The organism is Streptomyces europaeiscabiei, from assembly GCF_036346855.1.
GTDB classification, from domain to species: Bacteria; Actinomycetota; Actinomycetes; order Streptomycetales; family Streptomycetaceae; genus Streptomyces; species Streptomyces europaeiscabiei.
On the sequence record NZ_CP107841.1, the window covers coordinates 5,695,358 to 5,710,006 of the forward strand.

16 protein-coding genes are annotated in these 14,649 nt (G+C 69.9%); 5 read left to right on the forward strand and 11 right to left on the reverse strand.

What is annotated here, in order from left to right; all coding sequences use genetic code 11:
• Positions 1-189 precede the first annotated feature (189 nt).
• On the reverse strand, positions 190-741 hold the full coding sequence (locus OG858_RS24900) for a YcxB family protein (RefSeq protein WP_319065603.1): 552 nt from the start codon (positions 739-741) through the stop codon (positions 190-192).
• A 338-nt stretch (positions 742-1,079) separates the two neighbouring features.
• Here OG858_RS24900 and OG858_RS24905 point away from each other — a divergent pair, with 338 nt between their 5' ends.
• Entirely contained in the window at positions 1,080-1,382 is a 303-nt protein-coding gene (locus OG858_RS24905; RefSeq protein WP_086747251.1) for a hypothetical protein, read from the forward strand.
• 83 nt (positions 1,383-1,465) lie between these two features.
• Here OG858_RS24905 and OG858_RS24910 read toward each other — a convergent pair whose 3' ends face one another.
• Entirely contained in the window at positions 1,466-1,855 is a 390-nt protein-coding gene (locus OG858_RS24910; protein ID WP_319065602.1) for a hypothetical protein, read from the reverse strand.
• A 166-nt stretch (positions 1,856-2,021) separates the two neighbouring features.
• Between OG858_RS24910 and OG858_RS24915 the strand changes: the two genes are divergently transcribed.
• Positions 2,022-2,312 (forward strand): DUF6417 family protein, encoded by a 291-nt coding sequence (locus tag OG858_RS24915; RefSeq protein WP_328544436.1) that lies wholly within the window; start codon positions 2,022-2,024, stop codon positions 2,310-2,312.
• A gap of 367 nt (positions 2,313-2,679) precedes the next feature.
• Positions 2,680-3,225: a lamin tail domain-containing protein gene (locus tag OG858_RS24920; protein WP_328544435.1), complete on the forward strand. Its 546-nt coding sequence runs from the start codon at positions 2,680-2,682 to the stop codon at positions 3,223-3,225.
• A gap of 276 nt (positions 3,226-3,501) precedes the next feature.
• Here the strand turns inward: OG858_RS24920 and OG858_RS24925 are convergent, their stop codons facing one another.
• Positions 3,502-3,843 carry a hypothetical protein gene (locus OG858_RS24925; protein WP_319065600.1) on the reverse strand — a complete coding sequence of 114 codons (342 nt, stop codon included), beginning with the start codon at positions 3,841-3,843 and terminating at the stop codon, positions 3,502-3,504.
• 372 nt (positions 3,844-4,215) lie between these two features.
• On the reverse strand, positions 4,216-4,827 hold the full coding sequence (locus OG858_RS24930) for a hypothetical protein (protein WP_328544434.1): 612 nt from the start codon (positions 4,825-4,827) through the stop codon (positions 4,216-4,218).
• Positions 4,828-4,971: 144 nt separating this feature from the next.
• Between OG858_RS24930 and OG858_RS24935 the strand changes: the two genes are divergently transcribed.
• A complete protein-coding gene (locus OG858_RS24935; protein ID WP_327724595.1) occupies positions 4,972-5,667 on the forward strand; it encodes a DNA alkylation repair protein in 696 nt (231 codons plus the stop codon).
• Positions 5,668-5,908: 241 nt separating this feature from the next.
• Here the strand turns inward: OG858_RS24935 and OG858_RS24940 are convergent, their stop codons facing one another.
• The 4 genes from OG858_RS24940 to OG858_RS24955 form a co-directional block, all read right to left on the reverse strand.
• The gene (locus tag OG858_RS24940) at positions 5,909-6,940 is read right to left on the reverse strand and encodes a Yip1 family protein (protein ID WP_319320202.1); all 1,032 of its coding nucleotides are present in this window, start codon (positions 6,938-6,940) and stop codon (positions 5,909-5,911) included.
• Positions 6,941-7,029: 89 nt separating this feature from the next.
• Positions 7,030-8,556, reverse strand: coding sequence for an FG-GAP-like repeat-containing protein (locus OG858_RS24945; protein ID WP_319267668.1), 1,527 nt, complete (start codon positions 8,554-8,556; stop codon positions 7,030-7,032).
• A 116-nt stretch (positions 8,557-8,672) separates the two neighbouring features.
• Positions 8,673-9,068 carry a nuclear transport factor 2 family protein gene (locus OG858_RS24950; protein ID WP_086753304.1) on the reverse strand — a complete coding sequence of 132 codons (396 nt, stop codon included), beginning with the start codon at positions 9,066-9,068 and terminating at the stop codon, positions 8,673-8,675.
• Positions 9,069-9,204: 136 nt separating this feature from the next.
• Positions 9,205-9,546 (reverse strand): DUF5713 family protein, encoded by a 342-nt coding sequence (locus tag OG858_RS24955; RefSeq protein WP_086753302.1) that lies wholly within the window; start codon positions 9,544-9,546, stop codon positions 9,205-9,207.
• A 315-nt stretch (positions 9,547-9,861) separates the two neighbouring features.
• Here OG858_RS24955 and OG858_RS24960 point away from each other — a divergent pair, with 315 nt between their 5' ends.
• Positions 9,862-9,975: a DUF397 domain-containing protein gene (locus OG858_RS24960; RefSeq protein ID WP_179200971.1), complete on the forward strand. Its 114-nt coding sequence runs from the start codon at positions 9,862-9,864 to the stop codon at positions 9,973-9,975.
• On the opposite strand, the gene OG858_RS24965 is transcribed toward OG858_RS24960, so the two are convergent.
• The 3 genes from OG858_RS24965 to OG858_RS24975 all read right to left on the reverse strand — a co-directional run bounded on the left by OG858_RS24965 (position 9,969) and on the right by OG858_RS24975 (position 14,548).
• Positions 9,969-11,360, reverse strand: a complete 1,392-nt coding sequence (locus OG858_RS24965; protein WP_328544433.1) for an FG-GAP and VCBS repeat-containing protein — start codon at positions 11,358-11,360, stop codon at positions 9,969-9,971. The two genes, OG858_RS24960 and OG858_RS24965, sit on opposite strands and share 7 nt — an antisense overlap.
• A gap of 43 nt (positions 11,361-11,403) precedes the next feature.
• Complete coding sequence (locus tag OG858_RS24970; RefSeq protein ID WP_319267673.1) at positions 11,404-12,828, reverse strand: FG-GAP-like repeat-containing protein; 1,425 nt, start codon at positions 12,826-12,828, stop codon at positions 11,404-11,406.
• A 289-nt stretch (positions 12,829-13,117) separates the two neighbouring features.
• Positions 13,118-14,548 carry an FG-GAP repeat protein gene (locus OG858_RS24975; protein ID WP_328544432.1) on the reverse strand — a complete coding sequence of 477 codons (1,431 nt, stop codon included), beginning with the start codon at positions 14,546-14,548 and terminating at the stop codon, positions 13,118-13,120.
• Positions 14,549-14,649: the final 101 nt, after the last annotated feature.

The following is a 14,649-nucleotide window of genomic DNA, read 5'->3' on the forward strand; positions in this document are numbered from 1 at the left end:
TCTCCAACTGTGGTGGTGGCGTGGAGGGCTGTGTGCTGGGGCGTTCACCTGGGTTCATCCAAGGTTGATCGCCAACGTGAGTCGGCCTCGTGGTCTCCGTTGACCGGCCGTGAACGCAACTGAATGAGACGGAAACTGAGGCGGGTCCCTGGCGGGTGATGCCTCCCGTGCAGGCTCACAGACCTTCGTCTAGAGCCGCTTCAGGTTCCGGTCCAGGATCGCCCGAAGCCGGTCAACGTCACCGCGGTCCTGGGCGCCCCGCTTGGGCAGCACCGCAACTCCGGCCGCGCGGTCGCCACCCAGCAGCACGAAGAGCCCGGGCGTCTCCAGATACTCCCGGAACACCGTCCAGTCCACGGTGAAGGACACCCGCTCGCCGGTGCTGACCGCGCCGTGGTCGTCGGCCACCATGCGGCACTGCCCGTACGGCTCCACGATGCTGAACATCCGGCGGGCCATGGTGCGCAGCCCTCGCACAGTGGCCCAGAACGCAACTGGCACGGCGAGTACCAGCGAGATGATCCACACGGGCAGCGGGGCATCCTGGAGAACCGAGAAGACGCTCACGGCGATTAGCGCCACGAGCGGCGCCATGAGGGCCTGGGCCCGCCCCGACGGTGACCGTCGAGCTCGTGCACGGAGCGCCTCTTCGAAGTCCGCTGCCGTTGGCCTGTAGACGAACTCCACGGCCGTACCGGAATCCGTGTGCTGGTGTGAGGGGTCCCCGCCCTTGCTGTCCATGGGCAGGGATCGTAGCGAGGAGCTGTGAGGCGGATCCGACCAGTTGGGCCAAGGTCCACCGCGCCCTTGGCTATCGCCGGGCACGATTGGGCACGCAGCTTGGGAAGCTGCGGTCATTTGCGGCGGTTTCGGCGGTTGGCCTGGGCGAACGGCTACGGCGTGGCCTCGTCGGGCTCGGCTGCCTTCCCCGTGGTTCCCTGCTGTTTCCCGCTCGATCTGGTGCGCTTGTGGTGCGCGTTCCGCTGTGGCGCCCTGGCCGTGTCGGCGCGCTGACCGATGTCGCCGAGGTGGCTTCTCCTGCTGCGGGGCTCCCACAAGGGTTCTGCTTGAATCGGCCCATGACTTCCGTTGGGGCGCCGGGCGAGACACAAGAGACGAAGGAGCTCGCGGTCTGGTTCGGCGGGGCGTCCGTGGCGTGCTGGTTCTGCTGCCCCTTCTGGATGCTCGTCTGTTTCCTCACGCTGCCCATGGCCCTCGTCGGCGTTGTGCGGGCCTACCTCGAGTACCAGGCGTCAGCGCATGGCCGAGCGAGCAGGTCGCGAGCCGTGGTGGGTGGTGTGTTGTCCCTCCTGGGAGGAACAGCGGCGATCGCCTACATGATCTTTCTAGCCACCCACCCGGACCTTCCCGTCCAGGAGTAGTGGTACCGCCAATCATGCTGCGCTCTCTTGCCCACCCGCTTGCCGACTGTGTCGGTGGGGCCTTGGGCTGTGTGCGGGGGCGTTCACCGCTCCTCCCCAGGTGGGATGAGGCGATCGGCGCTCTCCGCGTCGTCCACGTGCCCGTGGGTGTCGACGGTGATGGGCGTGGCCCGGCCCGTGGAGGTGATCAGCCATGCAAGCACCTGCTCGGTCAACGGGTCGTTGTCGGGTCCCTCGTCCTTCCAGAACGCGCGCCAGCCCCCTCCTGGGATGGCTGCCACCACCTGGTCGGCATGCTCCAGGTGGGAGAAGTCCGGGTAGTCCGTCACCGGGCGGCGGGTGCCGCGTTTGGGATCGACCACAAGGGCAACGCCCGTCGCCTCCTCCCAGGCGTCCACGTGCACTGTCCGACCGATCATCGTCTCCGTGCCGGTGAAGATCGCGAGCCAACCTGTCCCGTTGAAGTAGCGCATGCGGTCATCGTCCATGACGGCGCCGGCCTCGACGTAGGAGTGAACCGCTCGGGGATCGGTGGAGGCTTCATGCGTTGACTCCAGCTGCCGGTCGGGGCTGGAGCCGAGCGTTCTGATCCGGGTGCGAGCCCCGGGCGGTGTCCTCCCCGGCCGGGACTGTATGCGTGTGGTGGCGCGTGCCTGGCGGGCGGCTGGATGCGTTGACCCCGTCACGGATGAAGACGAGCAAGTCGACCTTGATGGGACCGAGTTCGCCCCCATGGATCACACCGCCGAGCGGCTGGCCTTTCTGGCACTGGCCGAGGCACACGGTCTGCTCTCGCTGCTGTTGACCGTCGCCCAGGACGACGGGCCGGTCTCGTCGCAGGCGGACCGGCCGGCCTGCGCGGGAGATCGCCGCACACATCCCGTCAGAGAACTGACTTCGTCGGCGACAGCGGCCCTGAAAACCGTGTGACGGCCGCGCGATGCGTCCGAGTGCGCAGATGCAGCCAGGCTGTTACTCACTTACGGGTGACGGGCCAGATCCTGAGGGGGTGGCGTGCTGCGGCGATCAAAAGGCACGGCCCCGCTCCCGCTACGGCGGATCATCTGTCGAGGCGTCAACCTCGCACGTACGAGATATAAATGGACATTGCAGTCGACAGTCACAGAAATGTGGGCAACAGGTAACACGGTCCATGTTTTCCCCTCAATTCCTGCACGCGGTGGACAGAGTGTGGTCAGCGGCCAAACCGGCCGCCACCGCACACCGCACCGACTCCCACGGTGGCTCACAAAGGTCGCCATCGCAGGGAGGGTGCCCGCACCATGCAGGGGACTCCATGTCTGCTTCCTCTCTCATCACCGGCCGCCGCCTGGTTGCTGCTGTGCTCGCGGCCGGCGCTGCCATCGGGGTGGCGGCGCTGCCGGCACCGGCCGCCGACCACGACCGCAGCGCCCGCCCGAAGGTGGAGATCTCGGCCGTCCAGTACGACTCCCCGGGACGCGACGACCGCTCGCGCCGGTCGCTGAACAAGGAGTGGGTGGAGCTGACCAACACCACACGCCGAACCGTCAACCTCGACGGCTGGACTCTCGAAGAAGACGAGGACGGCCACACCTACACCTTCGACCACTACCGCCTGGCCGGCCGCGCCACGGTCCGCATTCACACGGGCCAGGGCCGCGACACCCGCACCGACCTCTTCCAGGACCGCCGCAACTACGTGTGGGACAACCGCTCCGACACCGCCACCCTGCGCAACGACCGCGGCCGCTTCATCGACAACGAGTCCTGGGGCCACAACCGCCACCACGGTGACAACCGCCACCACGGTGACAACCGCCACCACGGTGACAACCGCCACCACGGCGACAACCGCCACTGACCGCTCCCACACCACGCCGGTGACGTCTGAACGCCCCGCCCACGCGTGTACATAAAGCATCGGCGCGCCCGGCCCACTCCATGGGCCGGGCGCGCCGATGTCCAGCGCGTAGGGGCACGCCTGTCCGAACCGATCGCCAGTCTGCCCGTAACGAATGACCACACGGCTCCTGTGCGCCTAGACCTTGACCCGCGAAGTCCGTCAGCTGCACTGCAACGGAATCATGGAGCTGACACAGGCTGCGAAACTCTCGCCTTCCTCAGCGCCTGGGTAGCTCTACAGGTCACCACGGGACTCGGTGTCGTCCCGCCCGAGGACGACCGCTTGTGGTGTGGTGGCGGTGTCCTCGCTTGACGCCGCCGGCTCGTCGGGCTCTCCGTACATGCTGAACCGGAGGCGCTCCTGGGCGGCCTGGAGCCGCTCGGTGTAGTCGGGCATGAAGATCTCGGTCAGTGTCCCGTCCAGCGTTCCTGAGATGGTGTGGATCGGTGACCAGACGGCTCGGTCGCGAATGATCCCCTCAAGGTCGTCGGACCGGAACATCACCTGGTACAGCCAGTCCGACAGCACGAACGCCTGATCGTGCGTGAGTCTGATGGTGACCGCTTCATCGTCCACGGCCTCAACCTAGCTGCCTTCACTCGTGGATTCATGGGCTTTGGCCGCCGGTGCGGGGACGGCACAGGGCAGGACAGGACGGGGGCAGGACGGGGGCAGGACAGGGCAGGGCAGGGCAGGGCAGGGCAGGGCAGGGCAGTACGGTGCGGGGACTGAGGCGGCCTCGTGATGATGGAGGACGGGTGTGGCTCGCCCTTCGGCGGTGACGAGCCGTGCGAGTACCTCGTCGGTGAGAGCCGGTGATGGGTGCGTGCGGTTGCCGGCGTTGGTGTACGTCGTTGCTGTGCCGCAGGATCCGGACCGGCTCGTGCAGAGGTCGAAGCCCCGGTCCATGCTCGTCATGATCGGTTCGGATCCTCAACCTTCGGATCCTCAACCGCAGTCGACGTCGACCGGTCCCCCGCGGAGGACCGGATCGGTGCTCGTGCCGCTGATCTGCAGAAGACCGCCGTTCCGCCCCCACGCCAGTTCGTATGTTCCTGTGTCGATCGGCCGGTATCCATCGTCAACCGTCCAGGATCCCGACTCGCCCAGGGCCAGACCGGTACGCCCCACCGCGTACGCCTCACCACTGCCGATCACGAGAAAGGACGTCTCCCGCACCACGGCCGTGCAGCCTCCCGGCCCCGGCGGGCGCAACACGTGGTACTCCGCGTCGGAAACCAGGTCGTCCACCGCTCCCCACGCAGTGCCGAGCACTGCCGTGACGATCAGAAGACGGCTCCCCAACCGCGCCCACCCGGCTCTCTTCCGAGGAAGCCTCGAAGCGTCGGTCGGGAGGTCCACCCGGGTGAGGGCCCATCGGAGAGCGAGCGACACGACAAGGAGAGCTGCACTCACGCCCCAGCCGGGGATCACCCGCCCCCGCACGACCAGCAGGAGGCTGCCCCAGCTCGCCGCGGCGGCGAGTGCCAGGATGCCGAGGCCAGTCGCCGTGGAGACGGCGGGCGACAACCTCACCCTGTGCTGTGCTGCTTCGGTCATGGCGGGTACGACTCCCCGAGCGCGCCGACAGTTGCTCTGTTCCGCGCCGGAACTCCCGCGTCAGATACGGCGACTGCTCTCGCCGAGTTGCATCCTGCCGAGTTTCATCCCTCGGAGGAACCTCGGGCGCTAGCGTCCGAGGGCATGACGACTGGCGCCCTTCAGGAACTACGGTCCGAGCTGAGGGATCATGCGGAGCCCCGCGTTCGGGCGCAGCTGGTGCGGGTGCTCAGCCCCGCGGACGACGACGAGCTGCTCGGTGTGCGCGTTCCGGTGATGCGCGAACTGGCCCGGCAGTACCGGGAGTTGCCCCTGACGGACGTGGACGTTCTGCTGCACAGCCGGGTGCATGAGGAGCGGTTCGCAGGTCTGCTGGTCCTGGCCGAGCGGATGCGCAGTGCGCGGGGTGCCGACCGGACGGAGCTGGTCGATTTCTATCTGGCACGCACCGATTGCGTGGACAACTGGGATCTGGTGGATGGTTCCGCGCATGTCGTGCTGGGGCCGTGGCTCCTGGACGGACCGTTGGATGTGCTGGACGACCTGGCCGGCTCGGCGCGGCTGTGGGACCGCAGGATCGCTGTGCTGGCCACGTTGGCACTGATCCGGGCCGGCCGCTTCGAGCCGACCTTCCGGCTCGTCCTCAGGCTGCGCCGGGATCCGGAGCCGCTGATCCACAAGGCGTTGGGGTGGATGCTGAGGGAGATCGGCCGCCGGGACGAGCGGGTGATGGTGGACTTCCTCGACCGGAACCATGCCGAGCTGCCGCGGATCACCGTGCGGTACGCGACCGAGCGCGTGGCACCGGGCCTGCGGGCCCGGTTCGTGAGGACGCGGTAGGGCGGTAGGGCCTGTCCGGCGGGTCTGGCCGACGGAAGATCCAGGGTCCCTCGGCCCGGGGAAGCCGCGGGATTCCGATCCCGAGGACCGCAGTATGGGGCTGTGCAGGGGCCTGCGCAGGGATGCATGGGTGCCGGTGCCGGTGCCTGTGCCCATGCGTGTGCGTGTGCGGGCATGCGGCAGGGCCCCCGGCGCAGTCACTGCGCCGGGGGCCCCGTCCTGTCGTACGGAGGTGTCCCGCCTAGAACGTGCCCAGCTTGATCAGCGACAGGATCGCGACCAGCTGGATCGCCGAGGCGCCCAGGGCCTTGGGCCAGGGGAGGTCGTGGGACTTGGAGACCATCAGGGTCAGGAGCGCGCCGGCGGCGACCCAGGTGATCCAGCCGAGGATCTGGACGAAGGAGGCGTCGCCGCCCGCGAACATGGCGACGACCAGGCGGGGCGCGTCCGTGAGGGACATGATCAGCATGGAGAGGCCGACCGTGGGCTGCCAGGCGCCGTCGCCGCCGATCTGGCGGGCCAGGGTGTGGGTGACCACGCCCAGGATGAAGGTGCTCACCACCATCGTGACGGCTGTGACGAGGACGATCGGTACGGCGTTCGAGAGCGTCGCGTTGATCGCGTCCTCGCGGGCGCCGTCGAAGCCGAAGACGGCCAGCAGGCCGTACAGGAACGTCACGATCAGGGCGGGGCCCCACACCGCGTAGTCGCGCATCACCAGGAACGTCTGGTTCGGGCTGGTGACGATGCCCTTGAGGAGGGCCTTCCACGGCAGCCGCGGGCCGAGCGGCGCCGCCGGGGTGTTGCCCGCGCGGTAGGTGTCGCCCTGCTGGTACGGGTCCTCGCCGACCGAGAACATCTGCGTGTGACCCGGGTTGTTGGCGGCGTACGGGTCCGCGCCGCCACCCTGGGGGTGGGGGTGCGTGCCGTCGTCGCCGAAGTACTCCGGCTCGCCGTGGCCCCCGTGGTTGCCGCGAGTCCCGTGATTGCCGGGGTGCCCCCCGCCGTGCGTCTGCGGCCAGCCGCCCTGACCGCCGCTCCGGCCGCCGCCGTACGGCGGCCCTGGGGGCGTCTGGGGGTAGCCGTACGACGGGCCGCCGGCCTGCGGGGCCTGCTGTCCGTACGGAGGGTTTTGCGGTCGCGCTTGAGGAGCGCCGTTGTCCCGGCCGCGTCCGATCCTGAATCCAGCCACGTCATCGAACGTACCTGGTCCCGGGCTGCAGCGTGCCGGGCCGGGGCCAACCGGCCCGGCTTTGCTGCCGAGCTGTGACATCCCCTAAGGGATCGTCAGGGATTCCTGAGGGGTTCGGTCCGGGCGCGTATGGGCTGGTCCCAGGACCGTGGCCCCGATGCGGAGGCGTGTCAGTGGCTGCTCAGGTACCTGCCGTACGACAGTGCCGTCGTGGGGGACGGGAGGCCGAGGTTCTTCGGGGTGAGGGCGCGCGAGCTCGTCACGGAGGTCTTCGGGAAGACCCAGACGCCGCCGGACCTCGCGTTCTCGCCCGGAGCGCCGACGGCCGTGTCCGGAGTGCCGTCGTTGTCGTAGTCGCCGGTGGCGACGGCCGTGCCGAAGGCGTCGTTCGTCTCCGCCACGCCGGGGACGCGGGGACGGTCCTGGTGGTACTGGACGGAGGTCGCTTCGCCGAACTTGTCGACGATGCCGCCGGCGTGGCCCAGCAGCAGGGTGGCCGCGCCGGCCGCCTTGCGGGTGCCGATGGCCTCGCCGGGGGCGCCCGCGATCAGGTCGTCGCGGCCGTCGCGGTTCCAGTCCAGTACGGCGAGGGAGGCGCCGAAGCGGTCGCCGTCCTCGGCGACGCCGTAGACGCCGACGGTGTCCTGGTTGAGGGTCTGGGAGCGGTAGCCGAAGGAGCCGTTCTTGTCGCCGTACTCGATGTGGATGCCGCCGCCCTTGGCGTACGACTCCGGGCCGCACGGGTCGTCGATGTTCTCGTCAGCTATCTCGCGGCACTCGCCGAGGGCCAGGTCGTCCAGGCCGTCGCCGTCGAAGTCGCCTACGGCGAGTGCGGAGGCGGCGCCGTTGTCGGAGTTCCAGGTGTTGTCCATGCGCCGCTCGGCCTCGTTCCACGACCACAGCCGGACGTGCGACTGGGTGTAGGGGTCGTTGACCGTGTGGTAGGCGAGGGCCAGGTCGTCCGTGCCGTCGGCGGTGAAGTCGCCGGTGGCGAGGACGGGGGCGCGACCGCCCATGGGGGCGGCCACGACGGTGGTGGTGACGACGTCCTCGCCGTTGTCGACGACGGCGCGCAGGACGACCTTGTCGCGGCCGCCGACCACCAGGTCCCTCTGGTTGTCACCGGTGAGGTCGGCCGCTGCCACCGACCAGCCGTACGCCGACTTCGCCGACGGGCCGGTGAGGGCCGTGGACCCCGGGCCCGTGCCGTGCTTCGCGCCCCCTACGACGGTGACCGCGCCCGCGTCCGTGCCACGCCCGTCGACGTCCTCACCGGGCGCGCCGATGATCAGCTCCGCGTCGCCGTCGCCGTTCAGGTCCGCCAGCGCGACGGACGCGCCGAAGCGGTCGCCCTTCTCGGGGGCGCCGGGGACCTCGGCGGTGGCCTGGCTGACCCGAATGCTTCCGTCCCTGCCCAGGCCCTTCGCGCCGCCCCAGACGAGGTTCACATAGCCGGCCTTCGCCTTGCCGTTCACGGTCGCGTCGGGGACGCCGACGGCGAGGTCCGCGTAGCCGTCACCGTTGAAGTCGCTGGTCACGGGGGTGGGCTGCGGGGCGGGCTCGGTGCGAGGAGCGGCGGCCGCGGCCGGGGCGAGGGTCAGGGCGAGGGCCGCCGTGGTGGCGGTGGCGGTCGCCACGGTGGCGGCGGCCAGGGCGTACGTCCGTCTGCGCGTCCGTCTGTGCGTCTGTCCGTGCACGGGAGGGCTCCAGGTGGGTGGCCGGATGTCGGGGGTGTGGCTGGTTCACCTGTGTGACACCTGGAAGCCGTATGAGGTTGTGCGGGCGAGAACGAAAGAGCCTCGCCCCGGCCGGGCTACGACCAGAACTCGTTCTCCTTGTCCATGTCCTCCTGGCACTCGTCGATGTCCGTGATCTTGTCCCCGACGATCCGGAAGACGAGGCAGCCGTTCTGCTCGATCCGCTTGCCGGCCCGCTCGGCCGTGTAGCGGTGCACGGAGACGGCGTGGCCCCGGCCGTCCACACAGATGTGGCTGAGGTCGACGCTGAAGGTTCCGTCGGTCTCCTCGAAGAGCCGCTGGTACAGGCCGATCATCGAGTCCTGGCCCTTGTAGTCGCCCGACAGGAGGTGGCTGCCGGGGACGTGGTGCGTGCAGTCCGAGGCCATCAGACCGCGGAGGGTGTCCATGTCGCCTCGGGTGAAGGCGTCGTAGCCCTTGCGGACGAGCGCTGCGTTCGGGTGTTCGGCCATGACAATCGCCGGCTTTCCGCTGTCTGTGAGGTTTGGGGCTGTACGGGGTAATTATCCCCGCGGGTGCGGGTCTCCGCGACCGTGTCATGGTCCTCGACGCAGGGCTCCGGCCGACAGCCGACCTTCGGGTCGTCGCTCACCAGTCCCGGGTGGCGATCAGCTTCTCCACGTCCGCGTCCGTGAACCCGTAGGTGGAGGCGACGAACCAGAAGTCCTCGGCGATCTCCTCCCGTGCGACCGTCTCTATGTCACTCCCGGCTGCCTCGAAATCCGCCTGCAGCACATTGAACTCCTCCGTCGCGGCCTGGGTCAGCGCGTACAGCGACGTCAGGTCCGACGGATGCTCGGCTTCGATCCGTTCGCACAGTCGCAGCAGGATCGCCGTCCCCTTGTCGACGACGTGATCGGGGTAGTACGCGTCCGCGTAGAGCTGCCGCAGGAACGCGCGCCCTGCCACCTGCTGGTTTGTGATCGCCATGGCGTTTCCATCCCCCTCGAAGGTCCGATGCGCCGATCATGCACCACGCCACTGACATCGAGGCGGGACGGCCCGGGCGCCCGGGTGGGCGTTGAGCAGGCGCAGGCGCAGGCGCAGGCCTTGGCCGGAGGTCGCGGTGTCGGTGGGGGTGGTGTCGGTGGGGGTGGTGATCGTCGAGGGTTGCGGGGCCCGTGTCCCGGGCGCCGACGCGGGAGATGGGGCCGGACTGTCTGAGTTTCAGGGCCGCCGGGCCGTTGGTGTGGCGGAGGGAAGTCCTCGTTCTCCGAGGACGAAGACGCTCCCAACTGCCTTGAGATCGCCGCCGGCCCGGAAGCAGTGCACCTCCGCGAAAGCGAAGAGCCCGGCCAGGGGGTCGTCCACACAACCCCCGCCGGGCTCGCCGCCCTCATTCGCGCCCCGCGTTACTGAAGCATCCCCCGGACCGCGTCGCCGTCCACCGCCATCGAGTCGGCGGTCGTGACGCCCCTCGACGAACCTCGCAGGACCATCGAACCGTTCTCCCCCAGCACGTACAGGTCGGCCTTGCCGTCGCGGTTGGTGTCGCGGAGGCGGATCGTGTGGCCGAAGTAGTCGCCGGCCGCCAAGTCGCCCGGCATGCCTGCAGTGTTGCGGGTGAGGAACTGGGAACCCTTGGCCGTCAGGCCCGACTTGCCGCCGTAGAGGACGTGGATCGCGCCCGCCTCGCCCTTGCCGCTCAGGCTCTCGCCCGGCGCGGCCACCGCGAGGTCACGGTAGCCGTCGCCGTTCACGTCACCGGCGGTGATCGAGTCGCCGAAGGCGTCGTACGACTCCGGGGTGTCGGCGATGCCGGACGTGGACTGGGTGAAGCGGGCCGACTCGGACGGGCCCGCGGACGCGCCGTACCAGACCGTCACGCGGCCCTTGGTCTTGTCGTAGACCGGTGTGCCGATGGCGATGTCGCCGTAGCCGTCCTTGTCGAAGTCGTCGATGACGCCGTCGCCGCCGCGTTCGGCCTGGCCGCCGTTGGACCTGATGGATTCGAGGCGGAGGGTCTTGCCGGGGTAGAGCTTGGTCTTGCCGCCGGAGATGAACCAGGCGTCGGAGGCGAGGGTGGTGTCGGTGACGACGTCGCCGATGATGACGAGGTCGGTCCTGCCGTCCTTGTTCACCTTGCCGGAGATCAGCGCGGTGGAGTAGAAGCCCGCGCCGTCCTTGTCCAGGACCGTGACCGAGCCCTTCACCCCCGACTTGGCGATCGCGCCCCGGTAGACGTACGTCTTGCCGTCGCGGACGAGGGCCAGGTCCTGGCTGCCGTCGCCGTTGAAGTCGCCGGTGGCGAAGTCGCGGGCCTCGCCGGAGACGCCCTTCGGGCCCTTGAACGGGACGGTCGTGCCGCCGGACAGGCCCTCCTTGCCGCCCCAGAGGATGGTGACCGTGCCGTTGTCCTTGTACGTGCCGACGTTCTCGCCGTTGGCGGAGACCGCGAGGTCGCCGTAGCCGTCCTTGTTGAAGTCGGCCGCCGTGCGGACCTCGCCGAAGTAGTCGTCCGTCTCGTCGGCCCCGGGCACGCCCGCGCTCGCCTGGTCGATGAACTGGGTCTTCCTGCCCGGGCCGTTCGCGTGGCCGAACGTGACGAGGACGCCGCCGCCCTTGCTGAAGCGGGTCTCGGTGCCGTACGAGAAGACCGCGTTGTCGCGGTAGCCGTCGCCGTTGAAGTCGTCCGCGTACTTGGCGGCCGCGGCGGCGGCCGGGCCGACGGAGAGGGAGAGAGCGAGGGGGGTCACGGTCGCCGCCACGAGCGTCGCGGCCATCGTGGCGCTACGGAATCGCATGCATGTCCTTCGAAGTGAGGGGAGGGGAGGGGCGTGGGCGCGGCTACTGGGCGAGCTGCGTGCCGAAGCTGTACCCGGTCTCCTTGAGCCCGACGTTCGCCGCCGTGATGCTCTTCGCGCCCTTCGTGGTCAGGCCGGAGGCCGTGCCCTTGAGGACGAGGAGCGCGCCCCTGGCGTTCTCGCCGGGGGCCGAGGTGACCAGTTCGGCCTTGCCGTTCTTGTCGAGGTCGATCAGACGGACGGCGCTGCCGAAGCCGTCCTCGGTCTCGGCGGTGCCGGGGACGCCCGCGGTGTCCTGGCTGTAGGTCGCGGCGCCCTTGGTGGTCAGACCGGCGGCCGAGCCGTACAGGACGGTGACCGTGCCGACCCACCGCTTGCCGTTCAGGCCCTCGTACTGCGCGCCGACCGCGAGGTCGGCGTACTTGTCGCCGTTGATGTCGCCGAGGGAGAGCGAGCCGCCGAAGAAGTCGGTCTCCTCGCCCTTGCCCGGGACACCGGGGGTGTCCTGGTTGATGACCGTCGGGGTCTGGGTGAGGTCGGGGCCGCCCTTGCCGCCGTACCAGATCTCCACCTGGCCGCCCAGGTGACCGGCACCGTCCTGGAGCGCCGGGTCCCCGGGGTTGGCGAGGACGAGGTCGCCGTAGCCGTCGCCGTTGATGTCGCCGATGGTGACGCGGCGGTTGCCCTCGGCCTTCGGCATGTCGACCACGACGGTCTTCTTGCCGTTGTACGTGTGATACCTGACCTCGCCGCCGGGGTGGGCGGTCGTCGGGTACGGGTAGACGCGCTCGGCGGCCTTGTCCCCGGTGAGGTCGCCCGCGCCGACGTCGCGCGTGGCGCCGACGGTGCCGACGTAGCTCGCGCTCGCCGCGTTGCCGGTGGTCTTCTTGAACGGACCGTTGTAGATCCGGGTCTGCCACTCGCCGGTGACCGTGAGGTCGGGCGAGCCGTCGCCGTTGAAGTCGGCCGCCGCGAGGCCCTGGCTGTAAGAGTGCTCAGCGGCGATCGTGGCCGGCTGTGGCAGCGCGGTGCCGCCGGCCAGGCCCTTCTTGCCGCCCCACAGGATGGTGACCTGGCCCACGTACGAATCGACGCCGACGCCCTCACCGGTCGCACCGACGGCGAGGTCCGCGTAGCCGTCCTTGTTGAAGTCGGCGGAGGCGAGACTGGCGCCGAAATGGTCCTGCCACTCGGCCGAACCGGCGACTCCGCTCGTGTTCTGCGTGATCACGCTCCGGTTGGCGGCCGAGGCGCCCGACTTCGAGCCGTAGAGCACGACCACCGCGCCGGCCGCCGACGCGCTGCCGACGCTGGTGCCTGGCGCACCCACCGCGAGGTCGTGGTAGCCGTCGCCGTTGTAGTCGTCCGCGTACTTGGCGACCGCCGCGCCGGCGGGTGCGGCCAGGGCGAGCGGGGCCAGACCGGAGGCGAGGAGGCCTGCGGCCAGGAGGAAGGAACGAGTGCGCAAGGAGGACTCCAGGAGAGAGGAGGGCGCGCGCCGAGCGGACCGGCCCCACTGCCGTCGTAAGGGTGTGCGAGCAGAAGACCCGTGAAAGGGCAGGAGGGTTGCACGGGAGGGCGGTCAACTTTTCAGGGTCGTGGGTGCGGGGTGCGGGGTGCGGGGTGCGGGGTGCGGGGGCGGCGGGTGGCGGGTGGGGCGTGCGCCGTCGTACCCCGCCCCGCCCCGCCCTGCCACCGCCCCCATCAGCCGCGTCAGGCGTTGCCTGTCCCCGTCCCCGTCCCTGTCCTCGTGCCCGTCAGCCCCCGAGCACCTCCCCGAAGTACGCGTCGCCCGAAGGCCCGCCCAGGGTCTTGCCGTTGAAGGACTTCGCGCCGGTGCCCGTGACGCCGGACGAGCCGGACTTCAGCAGCCAGACGGCACCGTCGCTGGAGTTCTCGCCGTAGGCGCCCACGACCAGTTCCGCGAAACCGTCGAGGTTGCTGTCGGTGAGACGGACGGCCGCTCCGAAGAAGTCGTACGACTCCGCGGTGCCGGGGACTCCCGAGGTGTTCTGGGAGAAGGACTTGGCGCCGCTGCCGGTGAGGCCGGACTTCGAACCGCGCAGGACGACGACGGCACCGGCGTTCTTCGCCGAGCCGACGCTCTTCTGGGGGACGCCGACCGAGATGTCGGTGTACCCGTCGCGGTTGACGTCTCCCGCGGACAGGCTCCAGCCGAACCTGTCGTTCCTCGTCGCGGTGCCGGGCACGCCCGCGGTGTCCTGGTTGATACGGACCGGGGTGCGGGAGCTGAGGCCCGTGGCGCTGCCGTACGTGATCGTGATCGCGCCGCCGAGGCCGCCGTTCGGCTCGTCGGTCGACTTCTCCATGAAGTTGCCGGTGACGATGTCGCCCCGGCCGTCCTTGTTCACGTCGGCGATGACCGCGTCGTAACCGCCGGCGACCTTGGCGCCCGCCTTGAGGCCGGAGGCGGAGCCCTTGTAGAGGACGCTGCGGGTGCGGTAGCCGTTCTTGATCTCCTGCTGGCCCATGACCAGGAGGTCCGTCGTACCGTCGCCGGTGACGTCTCCCGCGACGATCCTGTCGGTGTTGATGCCGGTCTGCCCGTACGTGTCGACGCCGACGAGCCCCGTGGCCTTGCCGGTGCGGGAGATCGGGCCCTTGAAGACGTTCAGCTCGGGGGACGCGAGGTTGGCGGCGGCCAGGTCGGTGTCGCCGTCGCCGTCGAAGTCGCCGGTGGCCACGGACCAGCCCAGCTCGTTGCGGTTCTCGGGGAGGGGCGAGGTGATGTCGGTCGCCGTCTTGAGACCGCTCGCGCCGCCCCACAGGACGGTGAGGGCGCCGGAGTCGCCGGACGAGCCGAGCGTCCGGCCGTGTGCTCCCACGATCAGGTCCGTGTAGCCGTCGTCGTCGAGGTCGCCCGTGGTCAGACGGTCGCCGAAATAGCCGGACGACTGCGGGGCGCCGGGCACGCCGGCCGTGGCCTGGCTGATGATCTGGCGCTTGGCCGTGTCGAGGCCCTTCGCGGTGCCGTAGACGACCGCGACGTAACCGGCCCCCGTCTTGCCGGAGACCTTGGCGATGGACGCGGCGATCGCGAGGTCGCGGTGGCCGTCGCCGTTGAAGTCGCCGGAGAGGCCGGAGGGGGCTGCCGAGGCGGTGCCCGGCAGCGCGGTGAGGAGGCCGGTGGTGAGGGTGGCGGCCAGGAGGAAGGAGCGAGTACGCAAGGGGACTCCAGGAGGGAGAAGGGCGCGCGCCGAGCGCGGCGGGCCCCACTGCCGTCGTAGGGGCGTGCGAAGCCGTCGTAAGGGTGTGCGGGCAGCAGACC

Bases quoted from the DNA above. Each gene is read 5' to 3' on its own strand.
- OG858_RS24900 (WP_319065603.1), bottom strand. From the start codon at position 741: ATGGACAGCAAGGGCGGGGACCCCTCACACCAGCACACGGATTCCGGT.
- OG858_RS24905 (WP_086747251.1), top strand. From the start codon at position 1,080: ATGACTTCCGTTGGGGCGCCGGGCGAGACACAAGAGACGAAGGAGCTC.
- OG858_RS24910 (WP_319065602.1), bottom strand. From the start codon at position 1,855: ATGCGCTACTTCAACGGGACAGGTTGGCTCGCGATCTTCACCGGCACG.
- OG858_RS24920 (WP_328544435.1), top strand. From the start codon at position 2,680: ATGTCTGCTTCCTCTCTCATCACCGGCCGCCGCCTGGTTGCTGCTGTG.
- OG858_RS24930 (WP_328544434.1), bottom strand. From the start codon at position 4,827: ATGACCGAAGCAGCACAGCACAGGGTGAGGTTGTCGCCCGCCGTCTCC.
- OG858_RS24935 (WP_327724595.1), top strand. From the start codon at position 4,972: ATGACGACTGGCGCCCTTCAGGAACTACGGTCCGAGCTGAGGGATCAT.
- OG858_RS24940 (WP_319320202.1), bottom strand. From the start codon at position 6,940: ATGTCACAGCTCGGCAGCAAAGCCGGGCCGGTTGGCCCCGGCCCGGCA.
- OG858_RS24950 (WP_086753304.1), bottom strand. From the start codon at position 9,068: ATGGCCGAACACCCGAACGCAGCGCTCGTCCGCAAGGGCTACGACGCC.
- OG858_RS24955 (WP_086753302.1), bottom strand. From the start codon at position 9,546: ATGGCGATCACAAACCAGCAGGTGGCAGGGCGCGCGTTCCTGCGGCAG.
- OG858_RS24965 (WP_328544433.1), bottom strand. From the start codon at position 11,360: ATGCGATTCCGTAGCGCCACGATGGCCGCGACGCTCGTGGCGGCGACC.